This window comes from Paraburkholderia graminis C4D1M, from assembly GCF_000172415.1.
Taxonomy (GTDB): Bacteria; Pseudomonadota; Gammaproteobacteria; order Burkholderiales; family Burkholderiaceae; genus Paraburkholderia; species Paraburkholderia graminis.
The window spans coordinates 168,171-184,935 of record NZ_ABLD01000009.1 but is presented as its reverse complement, the minus strand read 5'-3'; the positions used below and the strand labels follow the sequence as shown (position 1 = coordinate 184,935).

General features: G+C 65.4%; 13 protein-coding genes and 1 pseudogene. 11 read left to right on the top strand and 3 right to left on the bottom strand.

Annotation, left to right across the window (positions count from 1 at the left end):
- The first annotated feature begins 12 nt into the window (after window positions 1–12).
- The 7 genes from BGRAMDRAFT_RS17255 to BGRAMDRAFT_RS17225 all read left to right on the top strand — a co-directional run bounded on the left by BGRAMDRAFT_RS17255 (window position 13) and on the right by BGRAMDRAFT_RS17225 (window position 8,298).
- Complete coding sequence (locus tag BGRAMDRAFT_RS17255) at window positions 13–537, top strand: cupin domain-containing protein (RefSeq protein ID WP_006050085.1); 525 nt, start codon at window positions 13–15, stop codon at window positions 535–537.
- Window positions 538–555: 18 nt separating this feature from the next.
- Window positions 556–1,584 carry a HoxN/HupN/NixA family nickel/cobalt transporter gene (locus BGRAMDRAFT_RS17250; RefSeq protein WP_006050084.1) on the top strand — a complete coding sequence of 343 codons (1,029 nt, stop codon included), beginning with the start codon at window positions 556–558 and terminating at the stop codon, window positions 1,582–1,584.
- A gap of 369 nt (window positions 1,585–1,953) precedes the next feature.
- Window positions 1,954–3,627: an ABC transporter substrate-binding protein gene (locus BGRAMDRAFT_RS17245; protein ID WP_006050083.1), complete on the top strand. Its 1,674-nt coding sequence runs from the start codon at window positions 1,954–1,956 to the stop codon at window positions 3,625–3,627.
- A gap of 59 nt (window positions 3,628–3,686) precedes the next feature.
- A complete protein-coding gene (locus BGRAMDRAFT_RS17240) occupies window positions 3,687–4,694 on the top strand; it encodes an ABC transporter permease (protein WP_006050082.1) in 1,008 nt (335 codons plus the stop codon).
- Window positions 4,691–5,560 (top strand): ABC transporter permease, encoded by an 870-nt coding sequence (locus BGRAMDRAFT_RS17235; protein WP_006050081.1) that lies wholly within the window; start codon window positions 4,691–4,693, stop codon window positions 5,558–5,560. Before BGRAMDRAFT_RS17240 ends, BGRAMDRAFT_RS17235 begins: the two co-directional genes overlap by 4 nt.
- Entirely contained in the window at window positions 5,557–7,701 is a 2,145-nt protein-coding gene (locus BGRAMDRAFT_RS17230; RefSeq protein WP_006050080.1) for an ABC transporter ATP-binding protein, read from the top strand. The genes BGRAMDRAFT_RS17235 and BGRAMDRAFT_RS17230 overlap by 4 nt, the downstream gene beginning before the upstream one ends.
- A gap of 114 nt (window positions 7,702–7,815) precedes the next feature.
- Window positions 7,816–8,298 (top strand): hypothetical protein, encoded by a 483-nt coding sequence (locus tag BGRAMDRAFT_RS17225; protein ID WP_006050079.1) that lies wholly within the window; start codon window positions 7,816–7,818, stop codon window positions 8,296–8,298.
- Window positions 8,299–8,329: 31 nt separating this feature from the next.
- Here BGRAMDRAFT_RS17225 and BGRAMDRAFT_RS17220 read toward each other — a convergent pair whose 3' ends face one another.
- A complete protein-coding gene (locus tag BGRAMDRAFT_RS17220) occupies window positions 8,330–9,175 on the bottom strand; it encodes an aldo/keto reductase (RefSeq protein WP_006050078.1) in 846 nt (281 codons plus the stop codon).
- A gap of 228 nt (window positions 9,176–9,403) precedes the next feature.
- On the opposite strand from BGRAMDRAFT_RS17220, the gene BGRAMDRAFT_RS17215 reads away from it, so the two are divergent.
- Complete coding sequence (locus BGRAMDRAFT_RS17215) at window positions 9,404–10,150, top strand: GntR family transcriptional regulator (protein ID WP_006050077.1); 747 nt, start codon at window positions 9,404–9,406, stop codon at window positions 10,148–10,150.
- A 64-nt stretch (window positions 10,151–10,214) separates the two neighbouring features.
- Here BGRAMDRAFT_RS17215 and BGRAMDRAFT_RS17210 read toward each other — a convergent pair whose 3' ends face one another.
- Window positions 10,215–11,624 (bottom strand): CoA transferase, encoded by a 1,410-nt coding sequence (locus BGRAMDRAFT_RS17210; RefSeq protein WP_006050076.1) that lies wholly within the window; start codon window positions 11,622–11,624, stop codon window positions 10,215–10,217.
- A gap of 119 nt (window positions 11,625–11,743) precedes the next feature.
- Between BGRAMDRAFT_RS17210 and BGRAMDRAFT_RS17205 the strand changes: the two genes are divergently transcribed.
- Complete coding sequence (locus BGRAMDRAFT_RS17205; RefSeq protein ID WP_006050075.1) at window positions 11,744–12,970, top strand: citrate synthase family protein; 1,227 nt, start codon at window positions 11,744–11,746, stop codon at window positions 12,968–12,970.
- A gap of 99 nt (window positions 12,971–13,069) precedes the next feature.
- On the opposite strand, the gene BGRAMDRAFT_RS17200 is transcribed toward BGRAMDRAFT_RS17205, so the two are convergent.
- Complete coding sequence (locus BGRAMDRAFT_RS17200; RefSeq protein ID WP_006050074.1) at window positions 13,070–13,387, bottom strand: DUF2917 domain-containing protein; 318 nt, start codon at window positions 13,385–13,387, stop codon at window positions 13,070–13,072.
- 173 nt (window positions 13,388–13,560) lie between these two features.
- Here BGRAMDRAFT_RS17200 and BGRAMDRAFT_RS17195 point away from each other — a divergent pair.
- Window positions 13,561–14,969: pseudogene (locus BGRAMDRAFT_RS17195) on the top strand (aminotransferase-like domain-containing protein).
- A 281-nt stretch (window positions 14,970–15,250) separates the two neighbouring features.
- Window positions 15,251–16,636, top strand: a complete 1,386-nt coding sequence (mdtD, locus tag BGRAMDRAFT_RS17190) for a multidrug transporter subunit MdtD (RefSeq protein WP_232292290.1) — start codon at window positions 15,251–15,253, stop codon at window positions 16,634–16,636.
- The last annotated feature ends 129 nt before the right edge of the window (window positions 16,637–16,765 follow it).

Sequence of the window (16,765 nt, the reverse complement as noted above, 5' to 3'; positions counted from 1 at the left end):
AGGAGACACGCGATGAGCCAGGATCACGAACATCCGCATTACAACGACGAGAAAGACGCGCCGCAGCCGGCGCCTGTCGATTGGCGCGAGCATGGCGTCAAGGTCATCAGGGGCGATCAGCTCGACACCAACACGGCGCAGACGCCCGGCATGAATCGCGCCGCCGCGATCAATGCGGCACGCGTCGGTGCACAGAAAATCTGGGCCGGCACCGTGACGATTCATCCGAATGCGAAGACCGGCGCGCATCATCACGGCGCGCTCGAAAGCGTGATCTACGTAGTGCGCGGCCAGGCGCGCATGCGCTGGGGCGAGCATCTCGAGTTCACCGCCGAAGCGGGCCCCGGCGACTTCATCTTCGTGCCGCCGTATGTGCCGCATCAGGAGATCAATGCGAGCACCGACGATCCGCTCGAATGCGTGCTCGTGCGCAGCGACAACGAAGCGGTCGTGGTCAATCTGAACATCGACGCCGTCGAGCAGCCCGAAACGGTGTACTGGGTCGATCCGATTCACAAACATCCGCACGATCACTAATCCACTCTCACGCGACTCATGACGCCGACCGCTTCGCTGCGCCCTCGCCTTCTCACGCTGTACGCCGTTCTGATCGCCGCCAACCTCGCCGCCTGGGCGTGGGCGTTGATCGCGTTCCGCCACTATCCGCTGCTCGTCGGCACGGCCTTGCTCGCGTATGGATTCGGTCTGCGCCATGCGGTCGACGCGGACCACATCGCCGCCATCGACGCCGTCACACGCAAGCTGATGCAGACCGGCAAGCGCCCGCTTGGCGTGGGTCTCGCGTTTTCGCTGGGACATTCGACCATCGTGATCCTGGCGACGCTCGGCATTGCGTGGACCGCGCATTCGCTGCACGGCCGCTTCGAGACGTTCAAGGCCGTGGGCGGCACGATCGGCACGCTGGTTTCGGCGACGTTTCTGCTCGTGCTCGCGGCTGTGAATCTCGTGATTCTGCGCGATGTATGGCGCCGCTATCGTCATGTGCAGCGCGACGGCGAAGCCGCTGTGATCGCGTTCGATCGTGCCGATGCAGGCGCACCCGGCGGCCTTCTATCGCGCGCGCTGCGGCCGCTGTTCCGGCTCGTGACGAAAAGCTGGCATATGTACCCTGTCGGCGTGCTGTTCGGCCTCGGCTTCGACACCGCCACCGAGATCGGTCTGCTCGCGATCGCCGCGTCCGAAGCCGGCAAGGGCTTGCCGCTGTATTCGATCCTCGTGTTCCCCGCGCTCTTCACCGCGGGCATGACGCTCGTCGATTCGACGGATAACGTGCTGATGGTCCACGCATACGGCTGGGCGATGGACGACCCGAAGCGCAAGCTCTACTACAACGCGAGCATCACGTTCGTGTCGGCGGTCATCGCGATTGTGATCGGCGGCGTCGAAGCGTTGGGACTGCTGTCGGACAAGCTCGGGCTCAGTGGCGGCGTGTGGGATGCGGCGGCGAGCGTCAACGAGCAGTTCGGTGTGCTCGGCTACGGAATCGTCGCCGCGTTCATGGCGTGCTGGATCGGCTCTGTGCTGTTTCATCGCTGGCGGCGGCCGGACGTCGCAGCGCGGTGAGTTGATGAACCGCGCTCGAGCGTTCAACAGCGCTCGAGCGTTCAAGCTCTTCATAGCTCCGTTGCCGGTTCGTTCGCTATAGCGCCGCCAATGGCAATCGAAGTCCACGCGCGCAGCCCGCAGCAGGGACGCGCGGCTTCCGCGCGATGCCCCGTGAAGCCATCGCAACCGTTGTCATCACGACACACACCGGCCCTTTTTATCCGCCGATCGCGGATCTCACGCCGACGCGAGCGCTCCAATCCGCGAGCAATCGCTTAAACTGAAACGGCCTTGCATCGCCGAAACAGCGCCCATGCGCAGTCAACCTGCCGCGCATCCGGCGCGGCTTCTCAGAACCGGCAACCGAACGGACTGGACATTCCAACGATGAAGACTCCCGCTGACCGATTCCCCGCTCTCGACCTCGCCCGCCGCACCGCCGACGCCTACGGCAATCACGCCATCGACGAATTCCGCGCCGGCCGCATCACGCGCCGCGAACTGCTGCGCTATGCGAGCGTGATCGGCTTGTCGCTGGTGGGCGGCGGCGTGCTCGACGCGCCGCGCGCATCGGCACAGGGCAGCGCGAAACCCGGCACGCCGTCGAATCAGACGATTCGCGTTGCGCATCTGACGCCTGCCGGCGCCGTCGATCCGCTCACGGTGACGGACGCGGCGAGCCTCGCGCTGCTGAACCAGACCGGCGAATTCCTGATCGACGACGACGGCGAAAAGCTCGTTCTGAAGCCGGCGCTCGCGTTGTCGTGGAAACCGAACGACAAGGGCGATGTGTGGACCTTCAAGCTGCGCGAGAACGTGAAGTTCCACGACGGCCAGCCGTTCACCGCGAAAGACGTGGTCGCGACGTTCGACCGTCTTGCCGATCCGGCAAGCGGCTCGGCGGCGCTCTCGGTATTAAAAGGCGTGCTGTCGAAAGGCGGTGCAAAAGCGGTCGACGACCACACGGTCGCTTTCCACCTCGATGCACCGAACGGCAACTTCCCCTACTACGTTTCTTCGGACAATTACAACGCAGTGATCCTGCCGGCGAATTACGCGGGCGGTTATGAAAAGAGCTTCATCGGCACCGGTCCGTTCAAGCTCGAAAAATATCAGGCGAAGGTCGGCGCGTCGTTCGTGCGCAATCCCGATTACTGGGGCGAAAAAGCGTTACCGCAACGCGTACAGTTTTCGTTTTACGCGGACCAGCAGGCGCAACTGCTCGCGCTGCAAGGCCATCAGGCCGACGTGATGGGCACGTTCACCGTGCAGGGCGGCGCGGCCATTCTGAACAATCCCGACTACAAGGCAGTGGGCGTCAAGTCGAGCGCGCATCGGCAGATTCATATGCGCAACGACAATCCGCTCTTCAAGGACAAGCGCGTGCGCCAGGCGCTCGCGTTGTCGCTCGATCGCGACGTCCTGGTGCGCGGCCTCTTCAAGGGCCGCGCGCAACTCGGCAACGACAGTCCGTTCGCGCCGGTGTTTCCTTCGTCGGATGCGGGCGTGCCGCAGCGCAGGATCGACGTCGCGAAGGCCAAGCAGTTGCTCGCGCAAGCGGGCGTGCCCAACGGCTTCGACGTCACGCTGACCACCGAAAAGTACATGGAGATTCCCGATCTCGCGGTCGTCGTGCAGAACGCGGCGAAGGCGATCGGCGTGCGCATCAATCTGAAAGTCGAGAGCCAGTCGCTGTATTACGGCGCGGGCACGCCGGGCAAATCGGACTGGCTCGACTCGCCGCTCGGCATCACCGACTACGGTCATCGCGGCGTGCCGAACGTGTTCCTGAATGCGCCGCTCACGAGCGGCGGCACATGGAATGCCGCGCACTTTCAGAATCCGCAATACGATCAACTGGTCGCGCAGTTCGTCGCGGCTGTCGACCTCGCCTCGCAGAAGAAAATCTCCGGGCAGATTCAGACCTTGTTGCTCGACGAAACGCCGATCATCATTCCATTCTTCTACGATCAACTGATCGCGATGCGCAAGGGCGTGAACGGCGTGCGTTTCACCGCGCTCGCGCAGCTTTATTTCGACCGCGCGGTGCTGAGCGCCTGAGCGTCCCAGCGTCTGAGCGTTTTACTCGCGCGCCGCCTTTGACTGGTCAGCCGTTCACTATGTCGACCACTGCAAATCCCTCCGCTTCCGCGCCGAACGGCAACGCCGGGCGCGTCGTGCGTTTTCTGGCGACGCGCGTCGGCCTCTCGTTGATCACGCTGTGGCTGTTGTCGATGATCGTGTTTGCGGGCGGCCAACTGTTGCCCGGCGACATCGGCCGCGCGGTGCTCGGTCCGCTCGCCGACGCGCGCGCGGTCGCCGCGCTGAATCATCAACTCGGCGCCGACCGTCCGCTGACGACGCAATACGTCGACTGGATCACGCATTTTCTGCGCGGCGACATGGGGCTTTCGTACGCGTATCGCGAGCCGGTGGGACCGTTCATCGCCGATGCGCTCGCGCATTCCGCGAAGCTCGGCTTGCTCGCGTTCATCGTCGTCGTGCCGCTCGGCATTGCGGGCGGCGTGTGGTCCGCCATGCACGCGGGACGCTGGCTCGATCGCACGATCAGCATCGCGGGCTTGTCGGCGACTGTCGTGCCCGAGTTCGTCTCGTCGATCGTGCTGATTCTCGTGTTCGGCGTGTGGCTGCGCTGGCTGCCCATCGAGGCGTCGTATCCGCCGGATGCCGGCGCGCTCGAACAGTTGCGTTACCTGATCCTGCCGATCCTGCCGCTCGTGCTCGTGTTCTTCGGCTACATCGCGCGGATGGCGCGCGCCGGCACCGTCGAAGCGCTCGACGCCGACTACACGCGCACCGCGATATTGAAGGGCTTGCCGCGTCATGTCGTGATCTGGCGGCATGTGCTGCGCAATGCGCTGCTGCCGACCATCACCGTGGCCGCGACTCAACTCGGCTACATGATCGGCGGCCTCGTCGTGGTTGAGACGCTATTCCGCTATCCGGGCATCGGCTCGCTGATCTACAACGCCGCGAAGGCCAAAGACTTCCCCATGCTCGAAGCCGGCGTACTGACCATCGGCGTGGTGTACACCGCCGCCAATCTGATCGCGGATGCGTTGCACGTGCTGCTCAATCCGCGCTTGCGCGTGAGGAGCGCCGAATGAGCACGATCGTTCCACCGGCCGCGCCGCGCGCCGCCAGCGAGCCGCGCTTCGACCCGTTGCGCGTGCTGCTGCGCTCGCCGACGTTCGTCGTCGGCCTTGTCATCGTCGTATGGTGGATTGTTTGCGCGATCGCCGGGCCGTGGTTTGTGCCCGTCGATCCCTACGCGTCCGACCCGCTCAACTCGCTGATGCCGCCTGATCACACGCACTGGTTCGGCACCGATCAACTGGGACGCGACGTGTTCTCGCGCGTGATCGTCGGCGCGCGCGACATTCTCACGATTGCGCCGCTCGCGACGCTGCTCGGCACGGCGACGGGCACCGCGCTCGGTCTCGTGGTCGGCTACTTCGACGGCTGGGTCGACAACGTGGTGGGCCGCGCGATCGACGCCATTCTCGCGCTGCCGCTCGTGATCGTCGCGTTGCTCGCGCTTGCCGCGGTGGGCGCGTCGAACTTCACGGTAATACTCGTGATCGGCATCACGTTCGCGCCGATCACCGCGCGCACCGTGCGCGCGGCCGTGTTCGCCGAGCGCCATCTCGACTACGTGGCCGCCGCCCAACTGCGCGGCGAACGCGCGCCGTACATCATGTTCGCGGAGATCTTGCCGAACGTGCTGCCGCCCATCATCGTCGAGGCGACCGTGCGGCTCGGCTACGCGATCTTCGCGGTGGCCACGCTGTCGTTTCTCGGCTTCGGCATTCAGCCGCCATCCGCCGACTGGGGCCTCGCCCTCTCCGAGTCGTACACGCTGATGGCAGGCGGCGCATGGTGGACCGTCGTGTTCGCGGCCGCCGCGATTGCGTCGCTCGTGGTCGGCGTGAATCTGATCGCCGACGGCGTACAAGGTGTACTCGACCGATGAACGGACCGCCGCCCTCCTCGTTCCCCGCCTTCGACGTCTCGAAGAGCGATCGCACGGATGCGCTGACCGTCGTCGGCCTGACGGTCACGTACCGGATGCGCGGACGCGATCGCGAAGTGCTGCAAGACGTGTCGTTTCGCGTGCGGCGCGGCGAGGCGTATGGGCTCGTCGGCGAATCGGGCTGCGGCAAGTCGACCGTCGCGATGGCGGCGCTGCGCTATCTGCCGCGCAACGGCAAAGTGAAGGCGGGCAAGATCGCGATCGCGGGCGCGGAGGTGAACAAGCTCGACGCCGATGCATTGCGGGCGCTGCGCGCCAATACGATTTCGATGGTCTATCAGGACCCCGGCCGCGCGTTGAATCCGTCGCTCACGGTTGCGCGGCAAGTGTCCGAAGCATTCGAAGCCGCCGGTCTCGCGCGCGAAGAAGCATTGCAGCGCTCGCTCGAGATGTTGCAACGGGTGCGCATTGCGTCGCCCGAGCGGGTGATGGCCAGCTATCCTCATCAATTGTCGGGCGGCATGCAGCAGCGCGTGGTGATCGCGATGGCGCTCGCTTCCAACCCGGCGCTGCTGATTCTCGACGAACCGACCACGGGGCTCGACGCCACGGTCGAAGCCGAAGTGCTCGACCTCGTCGCGCAACTGCGCGCGGAGCTGGGCACGGCCGTGCTGTTCATCAGCCATAACCTCGCCGTGATCGGACGCATGTGTGAGCGCGTCGGCGTGCTTTACGCGGGCAAGCTGGTCGAGGAAGGCGCGACCGAAGATGTCTTCACGCGGCCGCGTCATCCGTACACGGTGGGCTTGTTGCGCTGCCTGCCCACGGCGGGGCGCAGCAAGGACAGCGAGCGGCTCGATACGATTGCGGGCGGCTTGCCGTCGCCGGGGTCGGTCACGCAAGGCTGCATCTATGCCGAGCGTTGCCGTCTCGCCGACGACCGCTGCCGCCGCGAAGCGCCGCCGCCGTATCGCGTGAGCGCAGCGCATGGCGATCAGATGTCGCGTTGCCATTATCACGAGCGCGCGATCGAGTTGCCGCGCGCAAGCGCGCAAGCGTTGCCCGCGGACCATCGCGCGATGAGCGGCAACGAGCCGCGTGCGCTCGTGCTGCGGGCCGAAAATCTGTCGAAGACTTTCCATGTATCGGGCGGCGGGTTGCGCGCGGTCGACAACGTATCGCTCGATCTCGCAGCCGGCGAGACGCTCGGCCTCGTCGGCGAATCGGGCAGCGGCAAGACGACGCTTGCGAAGCTGATGCTCGGCCTGCTCACGCCCGACGCCGGCAGCGTGCTCGAACTCGACGGCGCGCCGCTCGCCGCGCGCGTCACGCGACGCAACGACGAGCAGGTCAAGTCGCTGCAGATCGTGTTCCAGAATCCCGACTCGGCGTTGAATCGCGCGCATTCGGTCAAGCGGCTGATAGGCCGCGCGTTGTCGCGTCTTGGCGAGCTGCGCGGCGCCGCCATCGACGAACGGCTTGCCACGCTGACCGCCGCCGTGCGTTTGCCGGAGCGCTATCTCGGCTCGCGCACGCGCCAGCTTTCCGGCGGACTCAAGCAGCGCGTCGCGATTGCGCGCGCATTCGCGGGCGAGCCGCGCGTGGTGGTGTGTGACGAGCCGACTTCCGCGCTCGACGTCTCCGTGCAGGCCGCGATTCTCAATCTGCTCGCCGACTTGCAGCGTGAGCGCGGCGTCAGCTACGTGTTCATTTCTCACGATCTGCATGTCGTGCGCTATCTGTCCGATCGTATCGCCGTGTTGTATCTCGGCAGGCTGCTCGAAATCGGGCCGGCTGCCGCGGTGTTCGACGGACCGCAGCATCCTTATACGGAAGCGCTGCTGTCGTCGGTACCGACACTCGATGCCCACGCGCGTAAAACCCGCATTCGGCTTTCAGGCGATTTGCCGAGCGCCGCATCGCCGCCGTCGGGTTGTGTGTTTCATACGCGCTGCCCGCGCAAGCTGGGCGCGATCTGCGAGCAGCAGGACCCGCCGTTTGCGGACGCAAGCGGCGGCACGGAAACTACCGAAGGCAAGCACCTGATCCGCTGCCATATTCCCGTCGATCAATTGCGCATGCTGCAAGCCGCCCCGCGCGACGAGGTCAACGACATTCCCGACGACGCGCCAACTGTCTAACGCAAAACGCCGGACGCGACCCATCGCAATAGATGCGCCAGCCGCGCGTGCCTGGAACCAAAGCGCCGCAATTGCCTCATATCAATTCAACGTTCGATATGAGGGCATCACAACATGCAACGAAACGTCCCCCGCTACGCGGTGCGTGCGGTCGCCGGCCTTGCCGCGGCCGCCGCTTTGAGTCTCGCCTCGCTTGCGCATGCGCAGACCGGCACGCAAAAGCCGGCGCCGGCCGCGCAGCCGCTCTCGCCCACGTTGTCGCAGGCCGCGCCGCCTGTCGATCCCAGCTTCTCCGCGTACTCGCTCGCGCAGACCTGCAAGCAGAAAAACGATAACGTCGCGCAGGGCCAGTGTGTCGGCGCGATTCGCGGGATCATCCACGGCTATCAGTACGGCGTGTTGTTCCTCGGTCAACGCACGTCCTTGCCGGCCAACGAAACGCAGCGCGTGTCGCTGTGTCTGCGCAATGCGCCGGTGTCGTCGATCGTCGAGGAATTCGTCACGGACGCGGGCCAGGTCAACGACGAGTCGCTCAAGCACACGCCCGCCGAAGTCGCGGTGCTGGGCTCGGTGCACATGCATCACAGTTGCAATTGACGACGCACTGCCCGTGCGATGAGCACGACGCTCAGAGCATTTCCAGCGCGCGCTTGCCGCGCGGCGGCTTGAAGTAGCCGTCGATGGCGGCAAGCTCCTCTGCGTCGAGCCGCAACTCGAGCGCACGATAGTTGTCGCGCACGTGCTCGACGCGGCCCGCCTTCGGAATCGCGAACACGCCTGGCTGCTGCAATACCCACGCAAGCGCCACCTGGAACACCGAGACGCCGCGCGCGCTCGCAATATCGTCGAGCGGCGAGCGGCGCGGCAGACGCGCGTGATCGACGGGACTGTAGGCCATGGCCGGCATGTTGCGCGCGGCGAGCCAGGGCAGCAGGTCGAACTCCGGCCCGCGCCGCGCGACGTTATACAGAATCTGGTTCGTCGCGCACGACTCGCCGCCGGGCGTGGCCACGAGTTCTTCCATGTCGTCGGTATCGAAGTTGCTCACGCCCCAGTGGCGGATCTTGCCGGCTTCGCGCAGCGCCTCGAAGGCCGCGACCGTCTCCGCGAGCGGCACCGAGCCGCGCCAGTGCAGCAGATACAAATCGAGCCGATCCGTGTTCAGACGTTTGAGGCTGCGTTCGCACGCCGCAATCACGCCGCGCCGGCTCGCGTTATGCGGATACACCTTGCTGACAAGGAACACCTGGTCGCGCAGTCCTGCAAGCGCTTCGCCGAGCAGCGATTCGGTTGCGCCGTCGCCGTACATTTCGGCGGTATCGATCAGCGTCATGCCGAGCTCGACGCCGTATCGCAGCGCGTCGATCTCAGCCGCGCGGCGCGCCGGCTGCTCGCCCATCTCCCATGTGCCCTGCCCGAGTTTCGGGATGCGCTCGCCGTCGGGCAGGCTCACGCTTGCGATGTCGCTCGTCATGCTGGCTCCTGAAGTGACTGACTATGGCTGAATGTCCGACCATGCGACGGCGCGAAACACAGACCCGGCGCACGGCGCTGCTGCTCGATCCGTATCGACGACGCATCGACGACGCATCGACGAGTTTACCGGCTGCGCCGCGATCCGACCGATGACCAGGCAAAAGCCCGCTATAACGTCGCGCGCCGATGTCTTAGAATTGCTCCTCGCCCTTCTAGCGTAAGCCCCATGACCTCTGCCTCGGAAGACCGCTGGCGCGACCTGCGCCCGGACCCGGAAAACGACACACCGCTCTACCTGCAACTTGCCCGCAAGCTCGGCGCCGCAATCCACGAGAATCGCTGGAACGCGGGCGAAGCGCTGCCTTCGGAGCGTGTACTCTCGGAGGCGCTTGGCGTTTCGCGAATCACGTCTCGCAAGGCCATCGCGTTGCTCGTCGAACAAGGCCTGATTCGACGCACGCAGGGCGCCGGCAGTTTCATCACGCCGCGCTACGAAGATCCGCTGTCGCGTCTGTCGAGCTTCAGCGAAATGCTGCGGCGGCGGGGCTTTACGCCGAGTTCTCAGTGGCTGTCGCGCGAGATCCTGCCGGCCAATCGCGATGAAGTGATCCAGCTCGGGCTGTCGCCGGCTGCGGCGGTGACGCGTCTGCGGCGCTTGCGTCTCGCGGACGGCATCGTGATGGCCGTCGAGAACTCGACCTTTCCGGCTGCGGTGATTCCCGATCCGCAGGCCATCGGCGATTCGCTTTATACGTACCTGGAGAACCGCGGGCTGACCATCGTCCGCGCGTTGCAGCATTTCCGCGCGGTGAATGCGAGCGAGGAAATCGCGCAGCAAATGAGCATCGCGCCGAATGAGGCGCTGCTGTTGATCACTCGTGTGGGCTATACGGCGGATCAGCGCGCTATTGAACTGACCGACACTTATTGCCGTAACGATTACTACGATTTTGTGGCGGAGTTGAGGAAGTAGGTCGTGGGGTTTGCCGTGCAAGCTTTCTTCGATGCGGCCGTCGTGATGCGGCCGCATCAACGCATCAAACCCACTTCGCCTCGTGCGTGCCGATCGGCGCGGGTGGCAGTGCGAGGAAAGCCGGCGTCCCATCGAGCTGCTCGGCAGGCTGCACGGCCTGCACGCGGCCAAACCCGGACTGCACGGTTTCGAGGCAGTCGCGCACGTCGTCGAGCGTGAGCTCAGGCGCCTGCCAGCCGTCGGGAATCTCGCCGAACGATTGCAGCCAGCGGCCCGTCTGCGCGAGCGACACCTTCACATGCCAGCTACCGCCTTCGGTGGCGCGCCGCGCCAACGCGGCCATCGCGCCGAACGCGGCGAGATAGCCGGTCGCGTGATCGAGCGCCTGACACGGCAGATGCCTCGGCTCCGCGGATGCCGCCGCGCGCTGCTCCGTCGCCGCGATGCCGCTCGCGGACTGCACGAGGCTGTCGAACCCGCGCCGCGACGCCCACGGCCCTTCGTATCCATACGCGCACACCGACACGTAGACGATGCCGGGCCGCAGACGCGCTGCATCGTCGGGACCGAATCCGCGCGCCGCCAGTGCGCCGGGGCGATACGCCTGTAGAAAGACATCGGCATCGCGTGTCAAGCCGCGCAGCGTTTCGCGGCCTGCCGCATCGCGCAGATCGAGCACGGCCGAGCGCTTGCCGCGGCCGTTGTCGATGACGAGCGGCGCAATGTTCGGCAGATGCGGGCCGTTGATCATCAACACTTCGGCGCCATGCTGCGCGAGCGCGCGCCCACCGACCGGACCGGCGATGATGCGCGACAGGTCCAGCACGCGCACACCCGACAGCGGCCGGCTGCCCGCATTCACCGACGGCGACGCATGCCGCGTCGCGAGTTCCGGCGGGGCATCGCCGATTCGCTCGATTTCGAAGAGCGGCAGACGCGCGATTGCCTTTGCCTGATCGAGCGCGGTCCACTCTTGCGGCGTGCGAATCAACGCGGCGCACAGGCCGGCGTCGGCGAGCGTCTGGTCGAGCGCGGCGCCATCCCATCCACGTATCGCCGATGCAACCGCCGCGCGGTCGTTCTCGCAGCCGAGCACTTTCAATACGCCCGCCAGATGATGCGCGAAGTTCGTGTGCAATTGAATCCAGCGGCCGTCGCGCGTCTCATAGAAACCCGTCACAGGATCGCGCAGCGCGGGCGGCGGACCACCGTCGATTCGCAGATAACGTTCGCTGCGAAACGAAGCCAGCGCGCGGCGCATGTCCACGCTCACGGGCTGCCCGCGCCCCGTGCGCAACCGATGATATTCAGCCGCCGCCAGCCCCGTCGCGGCGATGGTCGCGCACGCCAGCGCGCCGACGCGAAACACGGACGGCAAGGCCGGCTCGCTGCCGGTGAAGTGAACCGAGCGAAGCGCGGCTCGCTCGCAGCCTGCGAGCGTCCAGATGTGATCGAGTGCGAGTTCGGGGGTCATGGCGTTCACATTCGGGTCGAGGAATGTGGATGAGTCTAGGAGCGTGGGTTGTTTGAATCAATCTTGATTGTGATAATCAATGTATATTGATTTGTTTGGTTGTTGTGCGGCCTATCCTCATGTCCCCATCTCCCGATTCCTTGACTGCCACCGAAGCCGCCGCCGAACTCGGCATCAGCGTGACCACGCTTTATGCGTACGTGAGCCGCGGCTTGCTGAGTTCGTCACCGGATGCACAAGGCAAGCATCGCCGCTACGACGCGCGCGAAGTGCGGCGGCTCGCGCGGCGCAAGGAAGACGGCAAGCGCGCGGGCAAGGTCGCGCAGAAAGTGCTGGATTGGGGCGTACCGGTGCTGGAATCGTCGATTACGCTCGTCGCCGACGGTCGCCTGCTGTATCGCGGACGCGATGCGATGGAGCTCGCGCGCACCGAATCGCTCGAAGATATTGCGGCGTTGCTGTGGGAGTGCAGCGCGGCGCGTATCGCCGATGCGCCGCCCGTCCCGCTCGGCGCCGCTCAATGGGCCGCGTGGCTGAAGCTGTGGGGCGACAGCACGCCGCTCGATCGCGCGCTCGTGCTGCTGCCCGCGGCGGCCGCGCAAATGCCGCGGGTCTGGGCGCTCGGGCGCGATGCGCAATTGGACAACGCGTGCGCCGTGATGCGGCTGCTGGCCGCCGCGATGATCTCGGCCGCGCCTTCGAATGCGCCGCTGCATCGACAGTTGGCGTCCGCGTGGCAGGTCCGCAACCGGCAGCAGGCGGCGCTGCTGCGCGCCGCGCTGGTCGCGTGCGCGGACCATGAGCTGAATGCGTCGACGTTCACGGTTCGCTGCATTACGTCGACGGGCACGCATCTGTTCGGCGCGGTGGCGGGCGGTCTCGCCGCGCTGGCCGGCCCGCGTCACGGCGGCGAGACCATGCGCATCGCGGCGTTGTTCGAAGAAGCGTCGCGCGCCGCCGATCTCGATCGTTACCTGGCCACTCGTCTATCGCGCGATGAGCACGGCGCGCAGGGGCCGGTGCTGTCCGGCTTCGGCCATCCGCTGTATCCGCAAGGCGATCCGCGCGCGCGGCTCCTGCTGGAATTGTTACGGGAGTGCGCGCCGGCGCGCTCGCCGCTCGGCGAGGTGCAGGCGCTGGCGCGGGCGGTCCGCGATACGACAGGCGCTGAGCCGACCGTCGACTTTGCGCTCGCGGCTATCGAGCGGGTGCTTGGCTTGCCCGTGGGCGCCGCTTTCACGTTGTTTGCGGTGGGGCGTGTCGTCGGGTGGATCGCGCATGCGATGGAACAGGCGCGCGACGGCGGCTTGATCCGGCCGCGGGCGAGGTATGTAGGGGAGAGTTGAGCGTTTCTTGTCGTCGGGCGGGGCACCTACGCGCCGGCCCGGCGGGCTCCTTCTCTCTTCACGCAACGACTGTCGCGCAAAACGCTCCCCTCCGCTCCTTCACATAGCGCCGAGCCAACGCGGCAGCCAGCTCGGCACCGCCGCACCGCGCGTCGGCCTCGCCGGGCCGCGTTCCGCACTACGCTCCGAGCCGCTGGCGAGCGCGAAGCGCGCACCCGCCTCTCCCGCGCTGATCCACGCGACGGCCCCGCGCGGCAGATCGATCGATTCGCCAGTGGCGAGCCAATAGTCGTCGCGGTCGCCTTCGACCGTTAGCCAGATTTCACCCGAGATCACCTTGAAAGTGGACGGGCGCGCGACGCGCCACGCGGCCACCGGCTCGTCATGTTCCAGTTCGAAAATCCGCACTTCACGCATGGCCGTTCTCCTTCAGAGGGCTTTTGTGTTGTATCGATTATTGTCGTGCGATCATCGGATACCCATGCACAGTTCCGAACAGTTTCATCGGAACTGTGCAGTCGAAAAACCGAACAGTTGGCGTGTGTGAGCTCCTGAACCGCACCGCACGTCCCGTCCGGGAAGGAAAGCACATGCGACTTGAGATTCAGCTTGATAGAGACAATGGCGTACCGCTGACGGAGCAGATCGTCGCGGGCGTCAGCACCTGGATTCGCTCACGGACCGCGCATCCGGGCTCGAAATTGCCGTCGATCCGCCAGTTCGCCGCCGACTACGGCGTGAGCCGCTTTCCGGTCATCGAGGCATACGACCGGCTGGTATCGCTCGGTTACATCGACTCGCGCCACGGTTCCGGCTTCTATGTGGCGGACCGGCCGCCCGGCGGCGCGCAATGCGACGGCACCTCGGACCCGCGCCGCGCCGAAGAAGAATCCGACCATCTGCTGCAGCAGTTCAACCATCCCGGCGAAACGCTGAAGCTCGGCAGCGGCTTTATCCCCGAGCCGTGGCGCGATACGGACAGCATCGCGCAGGCGATACGGCACGTGCTGCGCACCGATCCCGCGAGCATGGTCGATTACGCGACGCCGCTCGGCAACCTCAGCTTGCGCGAACATTTGCAGGCGCGAATCGCGCAACTCGGGATTCGTGCTGACACGTCGCAGATCCTGATCACGAACGGCGCGAGTCAGGCGTTCGATCTGCTGATGCGCTACATGCTGAAGGCGGGCGACACGATCTTCGTCGAAGACCCCGGCTACTACAATCTCTACGGCCTGCTGAAGCTGCACGGCGTGCGGCTCGTCGGCATTCCACGCACGCGCAGCGGGCCGGATCTCGACGTCATGCAGGCGCAGTTGAAGCAGCACCGGCCCAAGCTGTTCTTCATCAATACCGTGTTTCACAATCCGACCGGGACCACGGTCGCGCCGCCGGTCGCGTTCCGGCTGCTGCAACTGGCACGCGAGCACGGCTTTACGATCATCGAAGACGATATCTACGCCGACTTTCAGACCGACGTCACCGACCGCCTCGCCACACTCGATCAGCTCGAACATGTGATCTACATCGGCGGACTGTCGAAGACGCGTCGTCGTCGTTGCGCATCGGCTGCGTGGTCGCGAGTCACGCGATCATCAAGGATCTCGTCGACATCAAGATGCTGACGAGCATCGGCGGCTCGCTTTTCGCGGAAACAGTGACGGCGTCGCTGCTCGAGCGCGGCGCATATCGTAAGTATCTCGAACGACTGCGCCGCCGTATGCGTGACGCGCTCGGCTCGACAATCCAGACACTCGAGGATGAGGGCTGGGAAGTGTTCGAGAAGCCCGTCGGCGGAAAATTTTTGTGGGCGCGCGTGCCGCACGTGGACAATGCCGAGCGGCTGGTGGAATGCGGCGCGCCGCTGGGCGTGACGGTTGCGCCGGGCAGTTACTTCAGGCCGGGTATGGAGCCGAGTCCGTGGATTCGAATTCACGCGGCGTTCGGTAACGAGCCGCGTGCGCAGGCGTTTTTTCGGGCGGCGGCGAAGTTGAAGTGAGTGACTGGGACTTGCGCGCTGGATGTCTGAGCCTGGCTCCGCACCGCGGCCGTGCTGCGTCGGTGCATTCTCCAAACGATACCGCGCAGCAGATGCGAACACGCTCGTCTCGCGCGGTGCTGCGGCCCGACCCCTCGCTGTGTCGTCCGCGGCTTTTCCCTAGAATAGCGAGTTCCTGCCCGTTCTGAGCGCCAAGCCGCTACTTCATGTCCACGCCGCCGACCCAGCCCGTTCCCTCGACCGTCGCGCCCAGCGCGCCTTCCGCCCGCTCGCTGACGGTCATGCTGTGGCTCGTCGCCACCGGCTTTTTCATGCAGACGCTCGACTCGACGATCGTCAACACCGCCCTCCCGGCGATGGCGACGAGCCTCGGCGAATTGCCGTTGCGCATGCAGTCCGTCGTGATCGCCTATTCGCTGACGATGGCCGTGATGATCCCGGTCTCCGGCTGGCTCGCCGACAAACTAGGCACGCGACGCGTGTTCTTCAGCGCGATTCTGGTTTTCGCGGTCGGCTCGTTGCTGTGCGCGAACGCTCACACGCTGAACCAGTTGGTGATCTTCCGGATCGTGCAAGGCGTGGGCGGCGCGATGTTGCTGCCGGTCGGACGGCTCGCCGTGCTGCGGACTTTTCCGGCAGAGCGCTATCTGCCGGCGCTGTCGTTCGTCGCGATTCCCGGACTGATTGGCCCATTGATCGGCCCGACGCTGGGCGGCTGGCTCGTCAAGATCGCGTCGTGGCACTGGATCTTTTTGATCAACGTGCCGGTGGGCATCGCCGGATGCATCGCCACTTTCATCTTCATGCCCGACAGCCGCAACGAAGAGGTCGGCAGGTTCGACGTCAAGGGCTACTTGCTGCTGGTCGTCGGCATGGTGGCGATTTCTTTTGCACTCGATGGCCGCACCGAATTCGGCATTCAACACGCAACGGTGCTGGTGCTGTTGATTCTGGGCCTGGCCTGCTTCGTCGCCTATGGCTTGCACGCGGTGCGCGAGCCCGCGCCGATTTTTCCGCTCGACCTGTTCAAGATTCACACGTTCAGTGTCGGACTGCTCGGCAATCTGTTCGCGCGGATCGGAAGCGGCGCGATGCCTTATCTGATTCCGCTGCTGCTGCAAGTGAGTCTCGGCTACAGCGCATTCGAAGCCGGCATGATGATGCTGCCCGTTGCTGCTGCCGGCATGGCGTCGAAGCGGCTCGTGACGAAGCTGATCGTCAGGTACAGCTATCGTCGCGTGTTGATCGTCAACACGGTTCTCGTCGGCCTGACGATGGCCAGCTTCTCGCTGACCAACGCGGGACAGCCGCTGTGGCTGAGGCTCGTGCAACTGGCGTTGTTTGGCGGCGTCAACTCGATGCAATTCACCGCGATGAACACGCTGACGCTCAAGGATCTCGGCACCGGCGGCGCAAGCAGCGGCAACAGTTTGTTCTCACTGGTCCAGATGCTGTCGATGAGCCTCGGCGTCACCGTGGCCGGCGCGCTGCTGGCGACCTTCACCGGGCTCTTGCCGCGCGTGACGGCTGCCAACTCTCTGCCCGCGTTTCATGCGACGTTCCTTTGCGTGGGGATTATCACCGCGGGTTCGGCGTGGATCTTCGCGCAGTTGTCGCCGGATATCCGGACGCCGGCCAGGAAAACTGATCCTTCTGAGCGGACGTGAGGGGTGGGGTTGGTGGGGGTTTGCTGGTGGGAAGGTTGCGCTTGGAATGCGGGCGGAAGTGGCTTGATGGCTTGATGGCTTGATGGCTTGATGGCTCGATGGCTCGGCGGCTCGGCGGCTCGATGGCTC

What these genes read in the sequence shown, in the direction of transcription:
- BGRAMDRAFT_RS17255 (WP_006050085.1), top strand. Translation starts at nt 13, where the DNA reads ATGAGCCAGGATCACGAACATCCGCATTACAACGACGAGAAAGACGCG.
- BGRAMDRAFT_RS17250 (WP_006050084.1), top strand. Translation starts at nt 556, where the DNA reads ATGACGCCGACCGCTTCGCTGCGCCCTCGCCTTCTCACGCTGTACGCC.
- BGRAMDRAFT_RS17245 (WP_006050083.1), top strand. Translation starts at nt 1,954, where the DNA reads ATGAAGACTCCCGCTGACCGATTCCCCGCTCTCGACCTCGCCCGCCGC.
- BGRAMDRAFT_RS17240 (WP_006050082.1), top strand. Translation starts at nt 3,687, where the DNA reads ATGTCGACCACTGCAAATCCCTCCGCTTCCGCGCCGAACGGCAACGCC.
- BGRAMDRAFT_RS17235 (WP_006050081.1), top strand. Translation starts at nt 4,691, where the DNA reads ATGAGCACGATCGTTCCACCGGCCGCGCCGCGCGCCGCCAGCGAGCCG.
- BGRAMDRAFT_RS17230 (WP_006050080.1), top strand. Translation starts at nt 5,557, where the DNA reads ATGAACGGACCGCCGCCCTCCTCGTTCCCCGCCTTCGACGTCTCGAAG.
- BGRAMDRAFT_RS17225 (WP_006050079.1), top strand. Translation starts at nt 7,816, where the DNA reads ATGCAACGAAACGTCCCCCGCTACGCGGTGCGTGCGGTCGCCGGCCTT.
- BGRAMDRAFT_RS17220 (WP_006050078.1), bottom strand. Translation starts at nt 9,175, where the DNA reads ATGACGAGCGACATCGCAAGCGTGAGCCTGCCCGACGGCGAGCGCATC.
- BGRAMDRAFT_RS17215 (WP_006050077.1), top strand. Translation starts at nt 9,404, where the DNA reads ATGACCTCTGCCTCGGAAGACCGCTGGCGCGACCTGCGCCCGGACCCG.
- BGRAMDRAFT_RS17210 (WP_006050076.1), bottom strand. Translation starts at nt 11,624, where the DNA reads ATGACCCCCGAACTCGCACTCGATCACATCTGGACGCTCGCAGGCTGC.
- BGRAMDRAFT_RS17205 (WP_006050075.1), top strand. Translation starts at nt 11,744, where the DNA reads ATGTCCCCATCTCCCGATTCCTTGACTGCCACCGAAGCCGCCGCCGAA.
- BGRAMDRAFT_RS17200 (WP_006050074.1), bottom strand. Translation starts at nt 13,387, where the DNA reads ATGCGTGAAGTGCGGATTTTCGAACTGGAACATGACGAGCCGGTGGCC.
- mdtD (WP_232292290.1), top strand. Translation starts at nt 15,251, where the DNA reads ATGCTGTGGCTCGTCGCCACCGGCTTTTTCATGCAGACGCTCGACTCG.